The organism is Alicyclobacillus shizuokensis NBRC 103103 (assembly GCF_001552255.1).
Classification (GTDB): domain Bacteria; phylum Bacillota; class Bacilli; order Alicyclobacillales; family Alicyclobacillaceae; genus Alicyclobacillus_G; species Alicyclobacillus_G shizuokensis.
On the sequence record NZ_BCQV01000024.1, the window covers coordinates 14,698 to 37,661 of the forward strand.

Sequence of the window (22,964 nt, forward strand, 5' to 3'; positions counted from 1 at the left end):
GTCAGGTCTCCACCGGTTCCTTGTCCAGCACCGTCTCGGGCTGAGGAATACCCGGGACCGGACACTCTTCGTATCCAATCGTTGGCCGAGTCAACCGTTCAACCCGCGCCACCGCCTCGTCCGGGCGGGCCACCCATTCCTTGTAAAAGTCGAACGGGCACTCGGCAACCCCTTTGTCCCCTTCTCCGGAGTGATAGATACCGGTGTAGCCGCGGTGCAGCAGCTTGAACAGATGATTTTGCGACTGCGCGCTGCGGCGAAAATCGCGAATCTGCGACACGGACAACTCCGCGTACTGGACGCTGTTCTCCTCTGCCCCGCACTCGCCGAGCGTTCGCCCATCAAAACCGATGATGGCAGAGTGGCCAAAATAGGAATAGACCCCGTCGAATCCACTGGCATTGGCCACCGCCACATAACAGTTGTTGGCCCACGCCATCGCCTTGGCCATCCACACCTGCTGTTCCTGCGCTGGATACATGTATCCCTGAGCACGCACAATCAACTCCGCGCCCTTCATCGCGCAATCCCGCCAGATCTCCGGATAGTTGCCGTCATCGCAGATGATCAGGCTGATCATCAAGCCTTTCGGCCCCGGCGTGACCAATGTCTGGTTCCCGGGATACCACCCCTCAATCGGCGTCCAGGGCATGATTTTGCGGTACTTCTGCACGATGTTCCCTTCGTTGTCCATGAGCACGAGCGTATTGTACGGACGCTTGAGGGGGTGATCTTCATGGCGCTCGCCCGTAATGGAGAAGACCCCCCATGTGTTGGCAGCGCGGCAGGCTTGCGCAAAGATCTCCGTCTCCTTGCCTGGAATCGTAGTTGCCGTCGCCATCATTTCGTCCACGTCATACATGATTCCATGCGTGCTGTACTCGGGGAATACCACCAGGTCCATGCCCGGCAGCCCCTGCTTCATGCCCACAATCATGTTGGCAATCCGACGCGCGTTATCAATGACCTCCAATTTGGTGTGCAATCTCGGCATTTTGTAATTGACGACTGCAACCCCCACCGTATCCTTGCTGCTGGAGATATCCCCATGGCGCATCGCACTCGCTCCTCTCGCAGATGGTTGATCCGCCGTTTCCTCAGTGCCCGATTTGCCACGGACGATGCGCACGCTGCACCGCAGCCGGGTGATGATGGTGCGCCTGCGCGCGCCACTCGGCGGCCGACACCCGCCTCGGCTCGGAACCGCGTTCCATCCGCTGCCTGAGTAAGGCGGATTGCTGAAGCACCCCAAACGGCCTGTACACGCGCAGCGCCTCGCCGCCGCACTGCGGACACGCCGCCACCGAAACGGCCTCGCGCATGCTCAGCGTGAGTTGAAACTCCCCACATTGCCCACAGCGAAACCCATACTCCGGCATAAGCCTCCCCCTCGCTAGAAATGTTACGCGTGCGGCAGCACGTCCCGGTCAAAGATGGCCGTCGGGATGGCCAGCGTGCAACAGGCGTTGGGCACATCGACGATGCCGCTGATGCGCCCCTCCACAGGCGCCGTGCCCAAGATCATGTAGCCCTGTTCCGCCGTGTAGCCCAACACCTGCAGGTACGCGATGGCGTTTAGACAGGCCCGCCTATAGGCCACGTTGGCGTCCAGGTAGTGCTGGGTGCCGGTTGTCTCCTCCACCGAAATCCCTTCAAATACCAGGTACTCGCTGAAGCGAGGCTCCACGGGCCCCGGCCGAAATACAGGATTGTCCGTAATGCCGTATTTGGCCATTCCGCCCTTGATAACGTCGACGTGCAGGTCTATCCATCCACTCATCTCGATGGCGCCGCAGAACGTGATCTCTCCGTCCCCCTGCGAAAAATGAATGTCACCGACGGACAACTTGGCCCCGGGCACGAACACAGGGAAGTAGATACGGCTGCCTTTCGACAGGTTTTTGATGTCACAATTGCCCCCATTTTCTCTCGGCGGCACGGTGCGGGCAGCCTCTGCGGCCACCCTGTCGAATTGCGCACCACGCAGTGAACCCAAGACCGCGCTTCGCGGTTCAGGCAGGTTGGCCAAAGGCGGAATCCGGCCTGGGTTGGATTTGACCAATTCTCGCTCACGCGCGTTCCACGCATCCAACAATTCGTGGGAAGGCGCCACCCCTATCAACCCCGGGTGAATCAAGCCGGGAAATCGAACGCCAGGCACGTGACGGGACGTGGTGTAAATTCCGTGGAAATCCCAAATCGACTTGCCCGCCTCGGGGAAGTAGTCAACCAGAAACCCGCCCCCGTTCTCGCGCGCGAAGATACCATTGTATCCCCATTCGGCCCCTGGCAGGGCGCCTATGTCGAGGATGTCCACCACCAGCAGGTCGCCCGGTTCTGCGCCCTCAATGTGGACCGGACCGCTGAGCACGTGCACCCGGGTGAGGTCCACGTCACGAATATCGGTCGGATCGTCATTGTTCTGAATCTGCCCATCGGTCCAGTCCTTGCATTCGATGCGAAATTCGGAGCCGGCCTTGACCGATACCGCGGCAGGGATGTCGGGGTGCCAACGATTGTGTCCAGGTACATCCTGTTCTTCCATTGGTTTAGATAGGTCGATGTGGAACAGAACCTCAGGCATGGACGGTGTCCTCCCCTCAGCGAACTGCAGACAGAAATGGGATTGAAGATTCACTGCATGACGTCTGCAGAGACCACTCTAGCACGTCAAAAACAAAACACAACGTTTATTGTTATATTTTATAACATAAATTCCGAATGCCCGGCCTTTCTACCGACAAAAACAGCCGAGAACGATCTTTTTTCGTTCTGAAATTGTCAAGTTAAATTACAACCAAGATTGAAGTGTGCTGGTTTCACGTGATAAAGTGTCCTCACCCACGCCAAATCAACGAAAAACTATATCCATTCTCAATTGGCGTGGCAGAGAGGAGTGGAGCAGATGTCCGTGCTGGATGTGGAACAGAGCCGAAACGCCAGACAGAGGAGAACGTTCAATCGTTGGGTCAACAACCCGGTGATGGAAGACTACGCACTGCGCTACGCGCCGCGTTCGTTCCGCCGATGGAGTGAATTCACGGTGGCCAACTCGGCATTGGGCGGTATCGCCTACATGGCCGACTTTGCCATCGGCGGTTCTATCGCGTTGAGTTTCGGGTTCGCCAATTCGTTGTGGGCCATTCTCGTCGTTGCGGCCATCATCTTCGCCACCGGCATTCCGATTGCCTACTATTCCGCCCGATACAACATCGACATGGACCTGCTCACCCGCGGCGCCGGATTCGGGTATTATGGATCCACCCTGACCTCCCTGGTCTATGCGTCGTTCACGTTCATCTACTTCGCCACCGAAGGATCCGTCATGGCGCAGGCATTAAACCTCTTCTTTCATATCCCGCTGGCGGTCGCATACCTCATCTGCTCCTTGATTGTCATCCCGCTGGTGATGTACGGGATGACCGCTTTGTCCAAGCTGCAGGTCCTTACGCAGCCTGTCTGGCTGATCATGATGCTCGGTCCACTGGCCGCCATAGCCATCAAAGACCCGAGCGCGTTCACGGCCTGGAGCCATTTCGCCGGTGCGTCCGCATCAGGGGCGGCGTTCAGCCCGGTTGAATTTGGCCTAGCCTGCGGCGTAACGCTCTCCCTCATTGCCCAAATTGGAGAGCAGGTGGATTATCTGCGCTTCATGCCCGACCTGACCCCGTCCAACCGCTCCAAGTGGTGGATGGCGGTCCTCATCGCGGGCCCCGGCTGGGTGATTCTCGGCGCCTTGAAACAACTTGCCGGCTCCTTCATGGCTTTTTACATCGATCCGCTGGTCGGCAAGGTGCAGGCGGATGAACCGATTCATATGTACACCTACGCCTTCCACACCGTCATCCCGAGCATGTTCGCCGCGCTGGCGGTGGCCACCTTCTTCGTGCTCCTGTCGCAGATCAAAATCAATGTCACGAACGCCTATTCGGGGTCCCTGTCCTGGTCCAACTTCTTCTCCCGCATTTTCCACTTTCATCCCGGCCGGGTGGTCTGGCTGTTCTTGAACGTAGCCATCGCGCTGGCCCTGATGGAGTGGGGAATCTTTGGCTTCCTCAACACGGTGCTCGGGTTCTATTCTAATGTCGCCGTGGCCTGGATAGGCGCCCTGGTGGCGGACATCGTTGTCAACAAAATGATTCTGGGCATCAGCCCGAAATCCATCGAGTTCAAACGGGGACACCTGTACAACTTCAATCCGGTCGGATTCGGCTCCATGATCATCGCCTCAGCCGTCTCCATCGCCGCCTTCTTTGGCGCGTTCGGATCCACCCTGCAGGCGTTTTCGGCGCTCTTGTCCCTCGTCCTGGCGTTTGTACTGGCCCCCATCATCGCGCTGGCGACGAAGGGAAAATACTATATCGCACGCGACAGCCGTCAAGACCATGACGTCGCGACGGCTCCAGATACGGCGACACTGCACCCGCAGGGTCAGGCTGAGGTCACCTGTTCGTGCTGTGGCTACTCGTATGAACCCGCAGACATCCTGCATTGCCCTTTTCACGCCGCTCCGATTTGCTCCTTGTGCTGCAGTCTGGAACAGGCATGTCATGATCAATGTAAGAAAACTCCCCAGACCGTCACGGAGACAAAGGCACTGCGCGCATAAGCAAAAGCACTCAGTCCGCGCCTCGGAGAAGGACACCCGTCCACAGTGCGAGGCGCGGCACGCCCATTGCGAAGACTCTTCACGTTGGCCTCATGCACTCCCTGATTAAAACGGGTAAACACGCGGCTGGCGCTGGACGGACACCCAACGTACGGTGGTAAACTCCTCCAGGGACCACTCGGCGCCGAAACGCCCCAGACCTGACGCCTTTTCTCCGCCAAACGCGACGTTGGGCTCATCATTGATGCTCTGGTCGTTGACGTGTACCATTCCCGTTTGGATGCGCAGTGCCACATCGACGCCGTGCTCCAGGTCCCTTGAAAACACGGAGCCACTCAGGCCGTGCTCACTCTCGTTCGCGACACGAATCGCCTCTTCCTCGTCGTCGAATGGGATAATCGAGGCCACGGGACCGAACACCTCATGCTGCGCAATCTCCATGTCGTTGCGCACATCGGCCAGGACAAACGGCCTGACCAGACAGCCCTCGATGGTACCGCGGAGCACGACGCGGGCTCCCTCGCGCTCGCCCGCTTCAATCAGACGAGCCACCTTTTCCGCTTGGCGGCGATTGATGAGCGGACCAATGGTCACGGACGGATCGGCTGGGTCGCCTGCTTTCAACTGGCTAGCGTGGGCGACAAACTTTTCGACAAATGAGTCGTACACGTTGCGATGAACCAGGATGCGGTTGAGACACATGCAAATCTGGCCCTGATGCATAAACTTTCCGAATATCGCGGCTCGGACGGCCTGCTCTACATCCGCGTCAGCGAGAACAATCATCACGTTGTTGCCACCCAACTCCAGCGCGACACGCTTGAGGTGACGGCCACAAATCTCGCCGATGCGCCTACCCACAGCGGTGGACCCGGTAAACGAGATGAGTCTCGGAATGGGGTGCTCAACGAACGCATCACCCACCTCGGCTATGTCCGGCACCACCATGTTCAACACGCCCGCGGGGAGTCCAGCCTGTTCAAACAACTGTGCAACCAGAGATCCGCCGGTCAAAAAGGTTTGTGGATCCGGCTTCAGCACGACCGCATTGCCGGCAGCAATGGCAGGAGCCACCGAACGAATGGAGAGGGCCAGCGGAAAGTTGAACGGACTGATGACGCCCACGACACCTATCGGGAGACGATAGATTCGATTCTCCTTCCCCGGGATCATGGAGGGGCGGATGCTGCCTTCCATACGCAGCGGCAGGTCGCTGGCCGCACGCAGCATGCCGAGGGCGATGTCGATTTCGACGTGGGCCTTGACCTGAGTGCCTCCCAGCTCTTCGACAATCAGCTGGACAATGTCTTGTCGCTTTTGTTCAAGCAAACCAGCCACCCGCTGCAGCAAGGCGGAGCGTTCGTAAGCTGACGTTTTCCCCCAGTTTGGCTGCGACCGCAAGGCGGCGTGATACGCATCATCAATGTCAGCCACCGACGCAAAGCGTATTTGGGCAATCGATTCTTGAGAATATGGATTTACGTCGGAATATACCGTTTCACTACGACCCTCGCACCATACGCCGTCAATATACTGGCGGCTCAGCGCGCGTTTATCCAGCACGGAATACCACCTCCGACAAGAAAATCGCTTTCAATCATGGCTTGTGAGAGTCGTAAAGATTGGGTATTATTGGTCAGTTTAGGACGGAGATATGGAGATCGACAAGGCGTGGGTTCCGCACAGCGAAACGAAGCAGGACGAAAATTGAAAAAGCGGCCCCGCAACACGGGGTCGCCGCATTATGTTACCGAGATACCTGTCCAGGACCGGGGACCGGCCCGCCGCGTCGGACTACTCCCGCACCCCCAAAGCCACGCGCCGCGAGATGCGTGTCTTTTGACGGCGGCTCCGGGCCACGGAAATGAAATCGGGCATGGGCGTGGTCTTCTGCAGGAAAAATGCCAGAATGAAAGCCACAACCAACAGTCCCGTAGCAATCATAAACGCGTCGTTGATGCCCATGACCAGCGCCTGCCGGCTGAGATCGGCCACCTGCACCTTGTCTGTAGGCAAGATGTGATGACTGACCATCAACTGCTTCAAATGTGCAGCCGCGCGACTGGCCATGATACTGACCAACAACGCCATGCCGACGGCGCCTGATACCATGCGCAGCGTGTTCGACATCGCGGTGCCGTGAGGATAGTAGCGTTGCGGCAATTGATTCAGCCCCGCCGTCATGATGGGCATCATGAGGATTGACATGCCAAACATGCGCGCCGTGTACACCGCAGTCACGTACGCAAAACTGGTGTCCAGCTGCAGCCGCGTCAACGCGTAATTGGTCACGGTGGTGACACCCAAACCGACCACCGCGAGCCAGCGCGCGCCAATCTTATCGAACAACCGGCCTGTGATGGGCGACATGATGCCCATCACCACGCCGCCGGGCAGCAGCATCAGCCCTGACATCAAGGGTGAAAAGCCACGCACGTTCTGCATGTAAATTGGCATCAGCAGCATCCCGGCGAACATCGCCATCGTCACAATCAGCAGGATGACGGTGGTCAGGGTGAACATCGGGTAGCGGAAAATGCGGAATTCAAGAATCGGCTGGTCAATGCTCAACTGCCGCCAAACAAAGCCCAACAGACTGATGCCCCCGACCGCAAACGAAATCACCACATCGGTCGCTCCCCAACCGACGCTGCCAGCATTGCTGAACCCATACAGGATGCCGCCGAAACCCAGGCTGGACAAAATTACGCCCCACACATCCAGGCTGGGATTCCTCGTTTCCGTCTCATTACGCAGGAACAATACCGATACAACCAAATCCACCAACGCGATCGGCAAGATAATAAAGAACAGAATTCGCCAAGAGTGGTGCTCGACAATCCACCCTGACAAGGTCGGCCCCAGTGCCGGCGCAAAGTTCAGCGCTATGCCGAATATACCCATGGCCCAGCCGCGGCGCTGCACGGGAAACAAGGAAAAGATCACATTGGTCACAAGCGGCATCAGCACACCCGCGCCTGCCGCCTGAATGACACGCCCGGCCAGGAGCGTGAAAAAGTTCGGTGCAACACCGCAGACCAAGGTCCCGGCGGCGAACAATGCCATCGACACCAAATAGAGTTGGCGCGTCGTAAACCGTTCCAGCAGGAAGGCGGTGATGGGAATGACAATGCCGTTCACCAACATATAGATGCTGGCCAACCAGTCCGCGGTCGTCGCGCTGATATGCAGCCGATCCATGATCTGCGGCAGAGCCACATTCATCAAAGTCTGATTCAAAAAGGCGACAAAAGCACCCGCAATCATCAGCGCGAAGATGGGCGCCACACGAACCCCGCCGTTTTGTTCATTCGAACTTCGCGGTACCATCTGTTCTTGGCTCATGAGAGTCTCCTCTCCCTCCAGCAGGTTCTCTATGTTTTTTGGCAATCGGAAATTCCGGTCCCCGGACAACCGGCCGCGGGGACACCGGATCGTCACCGTAGTCTGCCCCCGTACGTCTTCCCACATTGTGACCGATCCGCTCCACCTGCAGGCCATCGAGTCGCATCCAACAGACACAACCTATGTCGTCGCTGGCCATCCCCCGACTCGTGCACTAATTTATCCCAAATGTCACCCGTGTTATGGGGGAGACAGTTGATGTGGAGCTACGTCTTATGTGCATCAAGATGCATTCCAGCTGTCGCGCTGCTTTGTCGCAGAATAAAGCAGTCCCCGACGGATGCCCTGCATCCCGGAGACCGCTCGACTGTCATATTATATCCTACAGCTTATCACGAAATCTCGTATGCGCAAGAGGAAAGATGTGAAAAAAGTGTTAACAGAGCCGGCAAGGTCCAGTTTTGACACGGGGACTGGTTAAGCGCCACCTCTTCCCCGAACAGCAACACCGCTGGGGGCAGAGAAGTAAAGCAGGAGAGGCTGAGACAAGGGCCCTTCTCAGCCTCCCGTCGGCTACGCCATCGTTATTCGCTGGCGTCCAGTTCGGCCACGACAGTGTCCGTATCCGTCACACATCCGAAGGCACGCCGAATAGTCTCGAGCGTGGCTTGCTGTGACGCCTCGTCGAATCCGCCGTTTGCATCACTGACAAAGACCACCTTCAAGTCTCGCATATAGGCACTGCGCGCCGTGCTCTCACAGCAAATGCTGGTCACCGTCCCTGTAATGATGACCGTGTCAACCTGCCCAGGGCTGCGAACGGTACGGATGAGTGTTTCGAGTTGCGTATTGTAAAACGCATCATAGCGATGCTTTGGCACCACAAACTCTTCGGCTAGCGGCTGCAGTTCCGAAACGATGTCAATACCATCAGTGCCATAGCGGATGCCTTCGCGTTGCAAGTGCGGCTGGATTCGCACCTCCAGAGGGGAGATATTTACATGATCGTACAGAATATGTTGGGTAAAAATCACGGGTACGCCATGACGGCGACAAGCGTGGAGAATCCGCTGCATATTAGGCAGGAATTGGCGCGCCATAGGGACTTCCATTGGAGCCCCTGCACGGACAAAGTCATTTTGCATGTCGATGACCAACAGCGCCGTCCGCAGCGGATCCACCCGCCAAATCGGCTCACTGGTGTATTGAACCACGCGCATTCCCCCAACTGAATTCTTTGTTGACAAAGTCATCAACATGATTAGTGACGATAATCCAGAACTGCACCATCGTCCAGTATTGTTTCCTTCCCATCACGAGAGCGACGCAGCAGATCCCTCGCCGACCTGCCCATGTACAGGCCGGTTCTTCACAGGCGCGGTTTCCTTAACGGCAAACGCAATTAAAGCGCTTATAAACGCGCCGCCAGCCGCAATCCACAGCGGCGCAACCAATCCATAATGGTCTGCCGCAATACCGCCGATAGTCGGTACTGCTGTTCCGCCGATCAATTCACCAACCAACTGAACTAAACCGACGGCGGTGCCGACATACTTCGGAGACAGGGATTCGCTCGGAACAACAACCATGAACAGTGGGAAGCACGCCTGACCGACACAGGTCAAAAATCCAATAATGCTCATTACCGCGACTGATCCGTGAACGAGGGCCAAACATACCGGTGAAAGCACTGCGATAAACGAGAACAAAATCAGCGTCGGCTTACGTCCCCATTTGTCGGAGATCCAGGGGCCAACGAATCCCCAGAAGAAGGTGCCAAGGCCCATAAATGCTGTGATAACGCCCATCTGGGTGCCGGAGAATTTGTCGTGTTCAGTTAAGAAGGTCGGTGCAAACGTGGTAAATGCGAAGAGCCACGTCATCATAAATACAGCAATAAACATCGTAATCCAGACGTTCCTCGTGCGGAAGACAACCGGGTAATCTTCACGGCGAAGCCGATGTTCATGTTTCGCCAACTGTTCTTTCGACATCCTTCGGTTGGGCTCTTTCATCCAAAACAGCAGGACAAAAAACATGATTAATCCCGGTACACCGGCCAGGTAAAAACCCGCATGCCATGAATACTTTGTGGCCACATAGGTCAAAACGAGCGGTGCGACCGCAGAGCCAATCAAACCCAAAGAACTTTGCACAAAGCCCATGTTGAACCCTCGGCGGTGCGGCTGTGAGTCCGCAACTACAGAAGCTTGGGCAATCGGAAGAACCGGGCCTTCGGATACACCCATCAGACCGCGAATCACCAGCATTGAACCGATGCTCCTTGCAATACCTGTTAAAAAGGAGAAAATTGAGAATGCCAACGTAATCGGCAACAGTACTTTCTTACGCGATCCAATCAAGTCAGACAGGGAACCAAATACGAATCCGGACAGGGACCAGCAAATCGCCAATATGGAAGTCATCAACCCAAGGTCTGCATTATTCATTTTCAATGCGGGACCAAAGAACGGAAACAGAAAAGAAACACTGAGCCGCTCCATAAAGACAAAGCCAAAAGTGAAAAACATCATCAGTACGATAGCGTTTTCATATCGAAAAAACGATTTTTTCGATCCGTTCGTCATACGGTACACCGTCCCTTCCCCATGGATTTTCATAGAATGAATGCCGATAACCTACTTTGCGCCCTTTGGTAATCGCTTTCAAAGTTATCGAACCACCTCCCTTCCGCTCTTGCTCAACACACTATCCCGCGTATTCCTCTCACAGGAACCACCTTGTTCCTCCATGCGGAATACGACAGAACTTTTGTTTAAGGACCAGTCGGCTCCTGGGATGAAACCGCACTCAACAATGCACGCAGCCACTCTCGACACGGCAGTACCTTGGTAGTGCTGGTCTGAGATCGCACCTTGGCCGACCACTCCAGCCGCTGTGCGGCACCTTCAGTTACCAGCGGCTCTACTCCGAGCCCCTGGAGAGTCAAAGCCGCTTCCTTCATTTCCTGTGCGCGCCGCTTCCCGTGTTCTTGATTACGTCGCAGCAGATACTCGGCGAACTCGCCCCAGCGCACCTGCGGAAAGGAGGCATCCAGCGACTTCAAGACCTGGTCAGTCACATCTGCGGACTCAGCTGCCAACAACGATTCCAGAAACAGTGCCTCTAAGCCCTTCACCAGGACACTGCGGCACATTTTCAGCACTGCTGAAACACCCACAGGGCCATCCATGACCTCAATCCGCATACCGTACGGACTCAGCGTAGCCTGCAATGGCCGAGCCCCGGGACCATCCGCCACCATGGGTACGCGGTGGCGCCACGGCGGTACAGCCGCCATCACGGACACGCACGCAAACAAGGCCTCACAACCAGCGCCTTCCAGAACTTTTCCGATCTCCCGCTTGGTTTGCGGTGAACACGAATTCAGATCCGCATAAACAGCTCCGGATCGTACATACGGGGCTGCGGCCTGCGCCACGGGCAGGGCGACCGCAGCTGTGACCATCGAGAGGATGATATCCACTGACTGCACCAGTTCGGGAAGGCTGTTCACCCATTCCACGCCAGCAGCCTGCGCGCGTTCCTGCAACGCCGGGGAATCGGCCGAGTCAAACGCCGCCATGCCGCGCAGGCCAGCTTCGCTAAGCCCAGCGGCAATGGCTGAAGCCGCCTCACCGAAACCGATGAATCCGACTCGCACGGAGTACTCCCCCCACACCGTGTTCATTGTTTCACTGAACAGTTCGCGTCAGCGCTCCACATACTCCACACCCAGTTGACGGAGCTTCGCTCGCAAGCCATAGATGTCTATCCCCAGTTCGCCGCGTGCCAATCTTGCCCGCGTGTCATTCTCTCGACGCGTTCGCTCCTGCGCTCGCGCGGCAACAACAGCCGCCTGTTCCTTCGGTACGACCACCACGCCGTCAGCGTCGCCTAGAACGATGTCGCCAGGGCGAATCCACACACCGGCGCAGACGACCGGGACATTGACCCAACCGGGACTCTCCTTAACTGTGCCTTTTGCTGAGACGGCCTTGGCCCACACAGGGAACCGCATATCCGTCAGCACTTTCGTATCGCGCACCCCAGCCTCAATAATCAGTCCCTTGACCCCATGTGCCCGAGCCGACACGGCCAACAACTCACCAAACATGCCGTCAGTGGACGAAGACGTGGTTGTAACGACCAAGACATCCCCCGGTCGGCAGGCCTCTATAGCGGCGTGAATCATCAGGTTGTCCCCCGGCTGGCAACAGACAGTGACCGCTGTCCCGCAGAGTTCAGCATCTGGATAGATAGGCCGCATATAGGGGTGCATTAAACCGGTCTTGTTCATCGATTCGTGCACGGTGGCACTCCCGAATGGAGCTAATGCATCGACAACCGCAGGCGAAGGACGCTCAATATCCAAGACAACTGTCGGTTTCACACCAACTCGCCTCCCACAGACGGATACACACGCTGATAGGCCTCCGCATAACGAATAGATTGCCCGGAATTGCGTCCGGCCTGCACACCACGGCGTTTCGCCACATCCGTGTAGTAGGCCCACAGGTGTTCCTGCGCCTCCATACATTCCATCGCCTGACGCTTGCGCTCGAATACGGACGAGATGTCCAAGAGCGCATCAATACGAAACTGGCACTGTTCGGGCTGATGAGGCTCATAGAGAAACACGGGCGGTGCACCAATCGGTGGATACGGTGACGGATAGCCGTGTGCCTGTGCGAGAATCCGGCATTCTAGAACAAGCTGCGTGGTCCGCGGGTGGTCGGCGTTGTAGGGATCCGTCAAGCTGTGCGTGAGGATGAGATCCGGCTGATGTTCGCGAAACTCCTGAACCAACTTGTCGCGTAGTTCCGGTGTCACCTCCAGAGGATAGTCTCCCGCATCCAAAAAACGGATGTCGGCCCCAAGAATCTGAGCTGCATGTTCAGCCTCCGCATGGCGAATGGACTTGATGTCATCCAACGTCTTGCCACTCTTCCAGAGTCTCGCGGATTCCCCTCGTTCCCCATAGGATAGGCACAAGACTCGAACCTGCCATCCCTTGTCATGATAGAGCGCGATGGCTCCCCCAGCCCTCCATACGAAATCGGCTGCGTGCGCGCTGACGACCATCAAGGTTGCCATCTGATGTGCTCCTCCCCTACGTGAATCCCATTGAAAATCCATTTGGATAACAAACTGACCATCTCCATGGTGCGATGCGTCGCGCTCACCGATCTACCAGGCGGCGTGTGTTGTCGACCATCATCAGCTGAACGTCGCGCTCCTGAAACCCAGCGGCCAGCAACCGCTCTGCAAAGTTGATCAAGCCGTCCACAATCGGTGGGTTCACTTTCTGGCCCAAATCTGAAGACAACACACACCGGTCAGGTCCCACGGCGCGTATGGAATCAAACAGTGTATCCCAATCGCATTTCCCGGTGTAAAACGTGGTGTAACAGTGTTCAATCAGGGCTCCCAGGTCAGCCAATTCCACTTGTTCCTCAATCGTCAAAGCTTCGGCCGGGAATAAGGCGTGCGTCACGACAACGTGATCCACCCCAGCCCGTTTGGCCTCACGTACTACGGTGAATATTTCGTCTCTATCCAGGTGACCGGTGGCCAGAGCCATTCCGTAATCCGCCACTAAGCCAAGACAGGTACGGAGATCGGATCGCAATTCCCCGTTCTCGTCGAATACGGTGAGAGGAGCAAGCGAAATCCCTTTCTCGCGGATTTCTTGTTGGATTCGCGCCCAAAAAGGCACGCGATGTTCTCCTCTCTGACGTTGCCGCTCCGTACTTTCGTTGGCAGCATCGACCGTCGGCAACCACACGATGCGGGCTCCCGCACGCCCAGCCAGGTCGACAGCTACAGGATTGAATCCACCCACCGAGTGATTGAGCGCAATGGCTCCGTATGCGTGGGCACCAGGCACTGCTCGATTAACGACTTGGGCTCGTTCCACGGTCGGGAAGTAGTGCGATTTCAGTACAAATCCATGCCATCCAATACTGAGCATGTATCGCGCCAAACTCAGGTCATCTGTTTGCCTCTCCAGTAAGTCAGGCTCCACATGGATGTGTGTATCGCAAGCGCCTTGTAAGAGTTCACGTATGTACGCTCGTTGGTCGGTCTTGTCCGCTCCGATAGGCATACGCTCTGTCCCTCCCTGCGCCTCATTTATGCCCATCTTGCCTGGACACCGGCTGCTGTCAGCAGAATTTCGCCAAGAGCCAGCCAGAGGTATCTGCGGCCACCCCAAAATCATAAACATTATTGTTAACAATCACAGTGCTAGCATCCCCTTCTCCCACATTCCGTTTACACGCCTGGCTTTATCTGCCGCAAAGTCTCACACACATGGGCCAAGTGGATTTTCATCGCCGCTTCGGCCGCATCGGGATTGCGGGCGGCTACTGCATCCACGATCTCCCTGTGTTCACGTAAAGAGCTCTCCGGCCGGCCTTGCGCCATGATGGTGCGGTATTGGTAGCGCACACTCTGGGAATTTAACGTGTCCAACAAGCGCTCCGCCGTATGATGACCTGCCATCGCCACCAGCTTGCGGTGCAGCCTGGCGTTATTCTCGGAGTAACTGATGAGGTCATTGCGCTCCTGACAGCGGCGCATGTCCTCCAAGATCTCCTGTAGAGCCGCGACATCTGCATCAGTAGCGTGCATAGCCGCGTATCGAGCAATCAACGCTTCCAGCGCCGCCCTGACTTCCAAAATCTCTACGGCTTCAGCATGGGTGACCATGCGTACTCGCGCACCTCGGTAACGCTCCCGTTCCACCAATCCTTCCTGTTCCAGCCGTGCCAACACCGTTCGAACCGTGGCTCGACTGGCGTTCATAGACTTGACCAAATCCATTTCCACCAAGTGCTGATTTGGCATCAACGTGCCGTCAACGATCGCCTTGCGGAGACGCTGATAGCACTCTTCCTCGGTCAATAAACCCGTCTGCGGCATTGTCGACATAGCGAAGCTTCCCATCCTCTGTTCATGAATGTCTTCATTATACCCCCTCCACCACGGGTGTACCGTAGCGATGGAAGCTCGCGACCGTCGGATTGCCCCAGGCTTGCCCGCGTTTCCGTTCGGTCTCTGTCCACGTGATCGGCTGCCAATCCGGCGCCAGGACAAGGTATCCGCCGGAGCAAACCTCAATTCGATTTCCTCCTGGTTCATACACGTAGACAAAATAGGTTTGGTTGATGGCGTGTTTGCTCGGCGCAAATTCAATGTAGACACCGTGATCGACAAACAGGTCGGCCGCGCGCCAAATGGACTCATTGCTGTCCACGCGAAACGCGATGTGATGCAGCCGGCTTTTGGCACCGGTTTCATCATAGGTATACACCAGATCATATGATTTGTTGGCGACACGATACCATAGGCCCGCGTGGCGACCATTGTCCAGCACAATCTGTTCGGTCAGCCGCAGGCCCAGCACGTCCTCGACCATCTGACCGTCCGCTTCCGGGTTGGAAGAAAGGTAGTTAATATGGTCCAGGGTCTTAACTGATGCGCCACGACCTGTAAACTTCTGAGGTTGATTTTTTAGTGTCGGGCGAAGCTCCGCTGGCGGCTGGTAGTAAGTCGTTTCATAGTATAACTCCATGAGATGGCCGTCGGGCCCAGAAAATTGATAGGCGGGACCGTGTCCACGGTCTCCTTCGACCCATTTCCCGTTAACACCCCGATCTTTGAGGGCTTCAATCCGCCGGTCCAGTGCCTCTGGACTCATCGTTCTCAGCGCCGTGTGGCCCACACCAGGTTGAGGTGACTGCGTCACCTTCAGCGAGTAGCGCTCATAGTCACCCCAACACCGTAGGTAGACCGACGCGCTATCTTCGTCGACCACTTCCATACCCAACACGTCGCGAAAGAACCAGACACTTTTCTCCAAGACCGGCGTAAGGAGCTCCACATGACCGAGATGAGCGATTTCAAACATCGGTGCAGCCACAAGCATCCTCCTCTCCTTCACAGAATCGGTGCACTCAACAAAATTGTCAACAATTTTGATTATAATCTCCGCAGGGCATCTGTCAATAGGGAACAGACAGTCGATTACAAATCCAATCACGCCTGGAATAGGCGGTGGCGGCGGGACAGCTGGCGACATTTGCGCTATGAGAAGACATCCGGCATGTCGCAGAGATGCCCTTGACCAGTGCCGGCAGGGCGGACAAGCGGCGCTTTACAATGCCCTCAGCCGACCGAGAGCCAGGGTCTTCCGAGGCCGCGCGTACGCCTGCGCAAGCCTCGGTGTCAGTTCCTGAAGGAGATTGACCCTTTCGTCCCATCACCCCCACATCACACGTCGGCCACCACACCGCCTACCGGCGTCGGGTCGGTTTCCACCTTCGTCATCCGCTGGTAATCGGCAACGTCCAGTACCGACGGATGGCCGCGCATCAACAGGACGTAAGCGATGAGTCCGCCGAGCAGGCTGAATAACCAGCCACCGCTCCAGAGAAAGTGGAGCGAAGGAAACACCAGGCCCAACAGGGCAATCACCCAGCCAATGACGAGCGCCCCCAGCGCACGCAGGTTGAAGCCACGGTCGTAGTCGTAGCGCCCCTCGGTCGAGTAGAGGGCGAGCAGGTCGAGCCGGCAGGAACGAACCAGCCAGTAGTCGGCGATGGCGATGCCGTCAAACGGCCCGAGGAGAGTGCCGTAGGTGCCGAGCCAGTTGTAAATGTAGTTGCTGAACTCAGACATCACATACCATGGCTGCATACACAGAGCCAACAGACCGGTGATGGCGGCCCCGACGCCAAACGTGATGCGCCGCGGCCACAAATTTTCAAAAGCGCGAGCGGGAGCCATCACGTTGGCGCCCACATTGATGGTCACCGAAGACAAGATCACAACTATCCCCGACACGATGACCATGATGGTGGGAAACTTAACGATGAGTTGGACCGGATCCCAAAGCGCTTGGTGATAGAGCATCACCGTCGCCGAAGTGACGGCAATCCCGATGAAGGAAAACCAGGCCATGGTCAACGGCATGGACAGGGTCTGACCGAGCACCTGTCCCTTTTGCGTCTGCGCGTAGCGAGTGTAGTCGGGAATGTTGAGAGCCATCGTCGCCCAGAAGGCGATCACGCCAATCACCGAGGGATAGAACGCGGCCCAAAACTTGGCGCCGTGGATAGTCGCCGGAGCGGACAGCATCGCGCCAAAACCGCCCGTCCGAAAAGCGGCCCACAACAGCAACACGACCGCCCCGACGGCCAGTGTGGGCGCCGCCACCACGGCCAGCTTGCCGATGGCCTGTGGACCGCGCATGGCTATGAGGATGTTGATGGCCCAAAAAACGAGAAACGCGATGCCAAGGTGCCACGCGAATCCGCTCCAACCCGGGATGACCCGGCCCAGAATGGCGTCGAGCGCCTGGCCGCCAAACCAGGAGTTAATGCCAAACCACCCGGCTGCGATGACGGCGCGCGCCAGGGCGGGAATGTGCGCCCCCCTCTTGCCGAACCACAGCCGTGCAAAGACGGGGTACGGAATCCCGAACTTGGTGCCTGCGTGCGACATCAAAAGGATGGGAATTAACACAATACAGCTTCCCACCAGCACCGTGAGGACCGCCTCCCACCAGTTCATGCCCAGCGCGATGAACCCGCTGGCCATCGAGTAGGTGGGCAGACAGATGCACATGCCAATCCACAACGACGCAAACTTCATCCCGGGCCATGCGTGCTCCTTGCGCGTACACGGGCGCAGGTCCTCGTTCCACAGTGTATGGTTGCCTGCCACCGAGCGGGCCGCGGCCTCGGTCAACATGACGGTATCGCCTCGCTGCACCTGAGTCTGCACAATATCGCCTCCTTTCTTGACGGCGGAGGCAAGGAGACACCGCCTTGCCTTGTCGCCGCTGGGGCCCCTCTACGGCAACAGGCCCACCATGTCCGTATACGTTTCGGGCCGCCGATCCCGATAGAATTGCCACGTGTTGCGCACCTCGGCAATCTGGCGTCGGTCCATCACACCCAGGACCACCTCGTCCTGATCACGAGATCCGAGCGCCACAAACTCGCCGCGCGGATTCACCAGGTACGACTGGCCATAGAACTCGCCCATGTTCCAGGGCGCCTCCCAGCCGACCCGGTTGATGGCGCCAACGTAATAGCCGTTGGCAACCGCGTGAGCCGGCTGTTCCAGCTTCCACAGGTATTCCGACAGCCCGGCCACCGTCGCCGACGGGTTGAGCACCAACTCCGCCCCGTGCAAGCCCAACAGCCGCGCCCCTTCCGGGAAGTGGCGGTCATAGCAGATGTACACCCCGATTTTGGCGTACTGCGTGTCAAACACCGGGTATCCACCATTACCCGGCTTGAAGTAATACTTCTCCCAGAATCCGCAGCCAGCCGGACCGGCTTGTACCTGCGGGATATGGTGCTTGCGGTATTTGCCCAGGTACCGCCCGTCTCCGTCGATCACGGCCGCTGTGTTGTAGTAGACGCCCGGCATCTCCTCTTCATAAACGGGCACCACCAACACCACTTGAAGCTCCTTGGCCAGCTCCTGCATGCGCCGGATGGTCGGGCCGTCGGGCACAGGCTCGGCCGCCTCGTACCACTTCGGGTCCTGCTCGGTACAGAAATAGGGCCCGTAAAACAACTCCTGCAAACAGACAATCTTCGCTCCCACAGCCGCCGCCTCGCGGATGAGACAGACGTGCTTCTCAATGGCCGCCTGCTTGTGCACAGCCACCGGCTCTCGTCCATCCACGTCGTGATGCGCCTGGATTAAGCCAATCGTCACTTCGCTGCCCGCCATGGACGAGCCTCCTTTCGCGGTCTTCAAAGTACAGTCGCACTCACCCGACCGCAGCGTTGAAACCGTCCCATCCCCGGGTGGCCATAGAACTGCCCGCCATCCACAATCACCTGGCCGCGAAGCAGCACCGTGCGCGCCTGGCCGCGTACGCGCATGCCCTCAAAGATGCTGTTGTCCACGTTCATGTGATGAGTGGCTGCGGAGATGGTGCGTTCGACGTCCGGATCCCAGATCACCAGGTCGGCGTCGCTGCCCACGGCCACCGTGCCCTTGCGCGGGAACAGGCCGAACAACTTGGCATTGTTGGTCGATGTCAGGGCGACGAAGCGATTGAGAGAAATACGCCCCTCGTTGACCCCATAGTGATACAAAATCGCCATCCGGTCCTCTATTGTCGGCGCACCGTTCGGGATCTTGGAGAAATCGTTACGTCCGAGCTCCTTCTGGCCTTGGAAATTAAACGAACACTGGTCCGATCCGAACGCCACCAGTTCCCCGTTGCGCAGGCTGCTCCACAACACCTTCTGGTGAAATGGCTCGCGCAGGGGCGGGGACATCACGTACTTGGCCCCCTCGAAGCCGGGACGCTCGTAGTCACTGAAGTCGCAGACCAGATACTGCGGGCAAGTCTCGCCAAAAATCGGAAGGCCGCGTTTGCGCGCGTCGCTAATGGCCTCTGCTGCCTGAGCGCATGTGACGTGCACGACATACAATGGCGCCCCCGCAATCTCCGCCAGTCGAATGGCCCGCTCAGTCGCCTCTCCCTCCGCCTCGGGCGGCCGGGTCAGGGCGTGATATTTGGGTTCCACATGGCCCTGGGCCAACGCCTCGCGCACCAGGACATCAATCACATCCCCGTTTTCCGCATGCACCTGCACCAGGGCGCCGCTTTGCGCCGCCATGCGCAGGGTTTGGAACAGGGTCTCGTCGTCGACCTGGAGGTTGTTTTTGTAGGCGAGAAACACTTTGAAGGAGGACACGCCCTCTTCCTCGACGATGCGCGGGATTTCGTTGCGCACCTGCTCATTCATGTCGCCAACCATCACGTGGAACGCGTAGTCGATGGTCGCCTTGCCCTCGGCTTTGCCGTGCCAGGTGCGAATCGCGTTTTGCAGCGTGTCTCCCTTACTGTGCAGGGCAAAGTCAATCACGGTGGTGGTGCCACCGAAGGCGGCGGCCACCGTACCGGTGCGAAAGTCGTCAGCCGTAACCGTGCCGCCAAAGGGCATGTCGAGGTGGGTGTGCGGATCGACCCCGCCTGGGAACACGTAACAGCCGGCCGCCTCCACCACTTGGTGACCCGACGTGTCGATACGGCGGGCAATGGCAGTCACCACCTCGCCTTCAATCAGGATGTCCGCCTCCTGGGTATCGGTCGCGGTCACCACCGTCCCTCCACGAATCACCGTTCCCATAGGTCCAGCCCTCCCTGATCACACAAATCCAACAGCATCATCGGCTTGCCGTTTGAAGATGGACGTCTCCTGCCATAGCCTTAACGCCGTATGTCGCCTTTCACAACGCTCACCCAAGCATTTGTCACGCGTGGATGGACTGCCACTGACGCCACGTCTCAGGCGGCCGGCCCGTGTCAACCTCGACCATCGTGATGCACCCCTCGACCGGACACACCATATGGCAGAGGTTGCAGCCGACACACTCGTTGACGTCCACAACCAACTGCTGCCCGCCGCTGCCGTCCTCCGCCGGATGAATGCACTGGTGGGCGGCGTCCTCGCAGGCGATGTAGCAGCGATTGCAATGGATGCACAGGTCCTGGTCGATGTTCGCAACCACTTTGTAGGAAAGGTTGAGGTCGTTCCAGTCCACATACTTGTGCACCGACTTTCCGACAAGGTCCTCCACACTGGCCAAGCCGCGGGCGTCCAGGTAATGGTTCAGACCTTCCACCAAGTCCTCAATGATGCGAAAGCCTTGGTACATGACCGCGGTGCAGACCTGGACATTGCTTGCGCCCATCAACAGAAACTCCGCCGCGTCCTGCCACGTCGCCACCCCGCCGATACCGGAGATGGGGAGGGGCACGCCGGGATCGCGCGCGCAATCGGCCACCATGTGCAAGGCGATGGGTTTCACGGCTGGACCGCAGTAGCCACCGTGCGCTCCGAGTCCGTCCACGTGCGGGATGGGATTCCATGTGTCCAAGTCCACACCCATCAAACTATTGATGGTGTTGATCATGCTGACTGCATTGGCTCCGCCCTGAGCCGCGGCCCGGGCGGTGTGGCGGACGTCGGTGATATTGGGGGTGAGCTTGACGATGACCGGAACCTCAGCCACCTCCGCCACCCATTCGGTGTTTTGGCGGACCAAGTCGGGTACCTGTCCGACCGCTGACCCCATCCCCCGCTCCGACATGCCGTGGGGACAACCGAAATTCAACTCAAACCCATCCACCCCAGCGTCTTGTACGCGCTTGACCACTTCCTGCCAGCGCTCCCGCTTGGGTTCTATCATCAGCGACGCAATTACGGCCCTGTCGGGGAACCGTCGTTTGACCTCGCGGATCTCGCGCAGGTTATCCTCCAGCGGCCGATCGCTGATGAGTTCAATGTTGTTCATCCCGGCCATCGATTGTCCGCGAAAACGCAGCCCGGCAAAACGAGAGCTGACATTGACGACCGGATCGTCCGTGAGAGTTTTCCACACCGCCCCGCCCCAGCCGGCCTCAAACGCGCGCATGACCTGATAACCGCTGTTGGTCGGCGGCGCAGAAGCCAACCAGAACGGATTCGGGCTGCGAATGCCGGCCAGGTTTGTGGACAGGTCGGCCATGCTCAGACACCCCCTTGGGCTTGCCCAGACAGAAAAGCATGTACCTGGCGGGCCGTGCGCTTGCCCTGTTCGGCCGCCTCCACTACCATGGCCTCACGTCCACCCTTGGCGAACGTACAGTCGCCGGCCGCGAACACCTTGCTCAGATTCGTGCGGCCGTCCGTGGTCTTGACGACGCCCGCTTCATGTTCTACGCCCAGCGCCTCCAGCAGACGCGCCCGGCGTGACTGGCCGATGGCGCGTATCACCGTGTCGACGGCCACCATAAACTCGCTGCCCGGTACAGGCTGAACGCGTTGGCCGCCATTGGCATCCTGTACCAGGTCGGTGGCGACAAACTCAATGCCCTGCACCCGCCCGGACCCGCCGAGAATGCGTACCGGCAGACAGCGCCAGCGAAACACCACCCCTTCCGATTTGGCAAAGGCGAATTCGCTGGGATACGCGGTCATCTCTGCCTCGCTGCGCCGATAGTAAATCACCACCTCCTCGGCCCCAAGCCGGCGCGCGCAAGTGGCCGCGTCTATAGCCGTATTCCCGGCGCCAATGACGGCCACGCGGCCGGGTACGGGAACGGGCTCGCCCATCTTCACCCGTTCAATCAACTCAATCGCGTCCCACACCCCCTGCAAATCCTCGCCCGGGATTCCCAGCTCCGGCACGTAGCCCATGCCGCAGGCGAGCACCACCGCGTCGAACTGGGAAAGAACGGTATCAGCGGAGATGTCCAGCCCGACGACTGTCCCGGTGCGGACCTCCACACCCAGGGCCGTCACCTGCTCAGCCTCCCAGAGGGAGACAGCAGCCGGCAGCCGGAAGGGCACGATGCCGTACGTATCCAGTCCGCCCAGCTGGGATTTGGCCTCAAACACCGTGACGGCGTGGCCGAGAAGGCGCAGCTCTCGGGCCGCCGACAGACCGGCGGGTCCACCGCCGATAATGGCTACCTGGCGACCACTGCCCGGCCCTGGGGTGAACAACTTCACACCGGTCGCACGCGCCCAGTCGGTCACGTAACGCTGCAGGTCGCCAATGCGTATCGGAGACTCATCATGGCTCAGCACGCAAGCCCCTTCGCACAGGTACTCCGTCGGACATACCCGGGCACAACTGGCGCCAATCGGATTGGCCTCCATGATGACGCGGGCGCTGCCCAGCAGATTGTCGGTTGCGATTTTGCGAATGAAGGCAGGAACATCGATATGGGTTGGGCAGGCCCGGGTGCACGGGGCGTCGTAACAGTACAGGCAACGATTGGCCTCATGCCGGACCTGGAGATGGCCCAAAGGTGGATGAATACTCACGTGGGCGGCATCCTCTTCAGCCAACGCGGGCCTATCCAGAGGCGATTTGAAAGCAGGACCCGTCACGAGAATTCCTCCTTCCCATGTGCGCTTGCTGCATGATGTTTCATGTGAATTATATGGGCACGCCCGTCCTCCCAAAAGCTAAAATGTTA

19 protein-coding genes are annotated in these 22,964 nt (G+C 58.1%); 1 reads left to right on the forward strand and 18 read right to left on the reverse strand.

Features of this window, described 5'->3' with window-relative positions; genetic code table 11:
- Position 1 precedes the first annotated feature (1 nt).
- From ASH01S_RS10330 to fmdA, 3 genes are read right to left on the reverse strand one after another with little or no spacing between them, the layout of a single operon-like run.
- Positions 2 to 1,057 (reverse strand): aliphatic amidase, encoded by a 1,056-nt coding sequence (locus tag ASH01S_RS10330; RefSeq protein WP_067927493.1) that lies wholly within the window; start codon positions 1,055 to 1,057, stop codon positions 2 to 4.
- A gap of 40 nt (positions 1,058 to 1,097) precedes the next feature.
- A complete protein-coding gene (locus ASH01S_RS10335) occupies positions 1,098 to 1,379 on the reverse strand; it encodes an FmdB family zinc ribbon protein (protein ID WP_067927497.1) in 282 nt (93 codons plus the stop codon).
- Positions 1,380 to 1,402: 23 nt separating this feature from the next.
- Positions 1,403 to 2,584 (reverse strand): formamidase, encoded by a 1,182-nt coding sequence (gene fmdA, locus ASH01S_RS10340; RefSeq protein WP_067927499.1) that lies wholly within the window; start codon positions 2,582 to 2,584, stop codon positions 1,403 to 1,405.
- A 321-nt stretch (positions 2,585 to 2,905) separates the two neighbouring features.
- On the opposite strand from fmdA, the gene ASH01S_RS10345 reads away from it, so the two are divergent.
- Positions 2,906 to 4,609 (forward strand): purine-cytosine permease family protein, encoded by a 1,704-nt coding sequence (locus ASH01S_RS10345; protein WP_067927502.1) that lies wholly within the window; start codon positions 2,906 to 2,908, stop codon positions 4,607 to 4,609.
- Positions 4,610 to 4,714: 105 nt separating this feature from the next.
- Here the strand turns inward: ASH01S_RS10345 and ASH01S_RS10350 are convergent, their stop codons facing one another.
- From ASH01S_RS10350 to ASH01S_RS10420, 15 genes are all read right to left on the reverse strand, one after another.
- On the reverse strand, positions 4,715 to 6,172 hold the full coding sequence (locus tag ASH01S_RS10350) for an aldehyde dehydrogenase family protein (protein ID WP_373278569.1): 1,458 nt from the start codon (positions 6,170 to 6,172) through the stop codon (positions 4,715 to 4,717).
- Between the two features lie 231 nt (positions 6,173 to 6,403).
- Entirely contained in the window at positions 6,404 to 7,954 is a 1,551-nt protein-coding gene (locus ASH01S_RS10355; RefSeq protein ID WP_067927622.1) for a DHA2 family efflux MFS transporter permease subunit, read from the reverse strand.
- 584 nt (positions 7,955 to 8,538) lie between these two features.
- Positions 8,539 to 9,168, reverse strand: coding sequence for an isochorismatase family protein (locus ASH01S_RS10360; RefSeq protein WP_067927504.1), 630 nt, complete (start codon positions 9,166 to 9,168; stop codon positions 8,539 to 8,541).
- 99 nt (positions 9,169 to 9,267) lie between these two features.
- Entirely contained in the window at positions 9,268 to 10,542 is a 1,275-nt protein-coding gene (locus ASH01S_RS10365; RefSeq protein ID WP_067927624.1) for an MFS transporter, read from the reverse strand.
- Between the two features lie 188 nt (positions 10,543 to 10,730).
- Complete coding sequence (locus ASH01S_RS10370; protein WP_067927508.1) at positions 10,731 to 11,618, reverse strand: DUF1932 domain-containing protein; 888 nt, start codon at positions 11,616 to 11,618, stop codon at positions 10,731 to 10,733.
- 48 nt (positions 11,619 to 11,666) lie between these two features.
- A complete protein-coding gene (locus ASH01S_RS10375) occupies positions 11,667 to 12,347 on the reverse strand; it encodes a 4-carboxy-4-hydroxy-2-oxoadipate aldolase/oxaloacetate decarboxylase (RefSeq protein ID WP_067927511.1) in 681 nt (226 codons plus the stop codon).
- Positions 12,344 to 13,051: a PIG-L deacetylase family protein gene (locus tag ASH01S_RS10380; RefSeq protein ID WP_067927514.1), complete on the reverse strand. Its 708-nt coding sequence runs from the start codon at positions 13,049 to 13,051 to the stop codon at positions 12,344 to 12,346. The genes ASH01S_RS10375 and ASH01S_RS10380 overlap by 4 nt, the downstream gene beginning before the upstream one ends.
- 85 nt (positions 13,052 to 13,136) lie before the next feature.
- Positions 13,137 to 14,063, reverse strand: a complete 927-nt coding sequence (locus ASH01S_RS10385) for a DUF6282 family protein (protein WP_067927517.1) — start codon at positions 14,061 to 14,063, stop codon at positions 13,137 to 13,139.
- A gap of 167 nt (positions 14,064 to 14,230) precedes the next feature.
- Positions 14,231 to 14,890 carry a GntR family transcriptional regulator gene (locus tag ASH01S_RS10390; RefSeq protein WP_245629026.1) on the reverse strand — a complete coding sequence of 220 codons (660 nt, stop codon included), beginning with the start codon at positions 14,888 to 14,890 and terminating at the stop codon, positions 14,231 to 14,233.
- 37 nt (positions 14,891 to 14,927) lie between these two features.
- Positions 14,928 to 15,869, reverse strand: coding sequence for a catechol 2,3-dioxygenase (locus tag ASH01S_RS10395; protein WP_373278570.1), 942 nt, complete (start codon positions 15,867 to 15,869; stop codon positions 14,928 to 14,930).
- Between the two features lie 362 nt (positions 15,870 to 16,231).
- Positions 16,232 to 17,746, reverse strand: a complete 1,515-nt coding sequence (locus ASH01S_RS10400; RefSeq protein ID WP_067927530.1) for an NCS1 family nucleobase:cation symporter-1 — start codon at positions 17,744 to 17,746, stop codon at positions 16,232 to 16,234.
- Positions 17,747 to 17,815: 69 nt separating this feature from the next.
- On the reverse strand, positions 17,816 to 18,709 hold the full coding sequence (locus tag ASH01S_RS10405; protein ID WP_067927533.1) for a nitrilase-related carbon-nitrogen hydrolase: 894 nt from the start codon (positions 18,707 to 18,709) through the stop codon (positions 17,816 to 17,818).
- 23 nt (positions 18,710 to 18,732) lie between these two features.
- The gene (gene hydA, locus ASH01S_RS10410; protein ID WP_067927538.1) at positions 18,733 to 20,124 is read right to left on the reverse strand and encodes a dihydropyrimidinase; all 1,392 of its coding nucleotides are present in this window, start codon (positions 20,122 to 20,124) and stop codon (positions 18,733 to 18,735) included.
- A 124-nt stretch (positions 20,125 to 20,248) separates the two neighbouring features.
- Positions 20,249 to 21,505, reverse strand: coding sequence for an NAD-dependent dihydropyrimidine dehydrogenase subunit PreA (preA, locus tag ASH01S_RS10415; RefSeq protein WP_067927539.1), 1,257 nt, complete (start codon positions 21,503 to 21,505; stop codon positions 20,249 to 20,251).
- A gap of 2 nt (positions 21,506 to 21,507) precedes the next feature.
- Positions 21,508 to 22,875, reverse strand: coding sequence for an NAD(P)-dependent oxidoreductase (locus tag ASH01S_RS10420; RefSeq protein WP_281178212.1), 1,368 nt, complete (start codon positions 22,873 to 22,875; stop codon positions 21,508 to 21,510).
- Between the last annotated feature and the right edge of the window lie 89 nt (positions 22,876 to 22,964).

Bases quoted from the DNA above. Each gene is read 5' to 3' on its own strand.
- ASH01S_RS10330 (WP_067927493.1), bottom strand. From the start codon at position 1,057: ATGCGCCATGGGGATATCTCCAGCAGCAAGGATACGGTGGGGGTTGCA.
- ASH01S_RS10335 (WP_067927497.1), bottom strand. From the start codon at position 1,379: ATGCCGGAGTATGGGTTTCGCTGTGGGCAATGTGGGGAGTTTCAACTC.
- fmdA (WP_067927499.1), bottom strand. From the start codon at position 2,584: ATGCCTGAGGTTCTGTTCCACATCGACCTATCTAAACCAATGGAAGAA.
- ASH01S_RS10345 (WP_067927502.1), top strand. From the start codon at position 2,906: ATGTCCGTGCTGGATGTGGAACAGAGCCGAAACGCCAGACAGAGGAGA.
- ASH01S_RS10355 (WP_067927622.1), bottom strand. From the start codon at position 7,954: ATGAGCCAAGAACAGATGGTACCGCGAAGTTCGAATGAACAAAACGGC.
- ASH01S_RS10365 (WP_067927624.1), bottom strand. From the start codon at position 10,542: ATGACGAACGGATCGAAAAAATCGTTTTTTCGATATGAAAACGCTATC.
- ASH01S_RS10380 (WP_067927514.1), bottom strand. From the start codon at position 13,051: ATGGCAACCTTGATGGTCGTCAGCGCGCACGCAGCCGATTTCGTATGG.
- ASH01S_RS10385 (WP_067927517.1), bottom strand. From the start codon at position 14,063: ATGCCTATCGGAGCGGACAAGACCGACCAACGAGCGTACATACGTGAA.
- ASH01S_RS10390 (WP_245629026.1), bottom strand. From the start codon at position 14,890: ATGTCGACAATGCCGCAGACGGGTTTATTGACCGAGGAAGAGTGCTAT.
- ASH01S_RS10395 (WP_373278570.1), bottom strand. From the start codon at position 15,869: ATGTTTGAAATCGCTCATCTCGGTCATGTGGAGCTCCTTACGCCGGTC.
- ASH01S_RS10405 (WP_067927533.1), bottom strand. From the start codon at position 18,709: ATGGCGGGCAGCGAAGTGACGATTGGCTTAATCCAGGCGCATCACGAC.
- hydA (WP_067927538.1), bottom strand. From the start codon at position 20,124: ATGGGAACGGTGATTCGTGGAGGGACGGTGGTGACCGCGACCGATACC.
- preA (WP_067927539.1), bottom strand. From the start codon at position 21,505: ATGGCCGACCTGTCCACAAACCTGGCCGGCATTCGCAGCCCGAATCCG.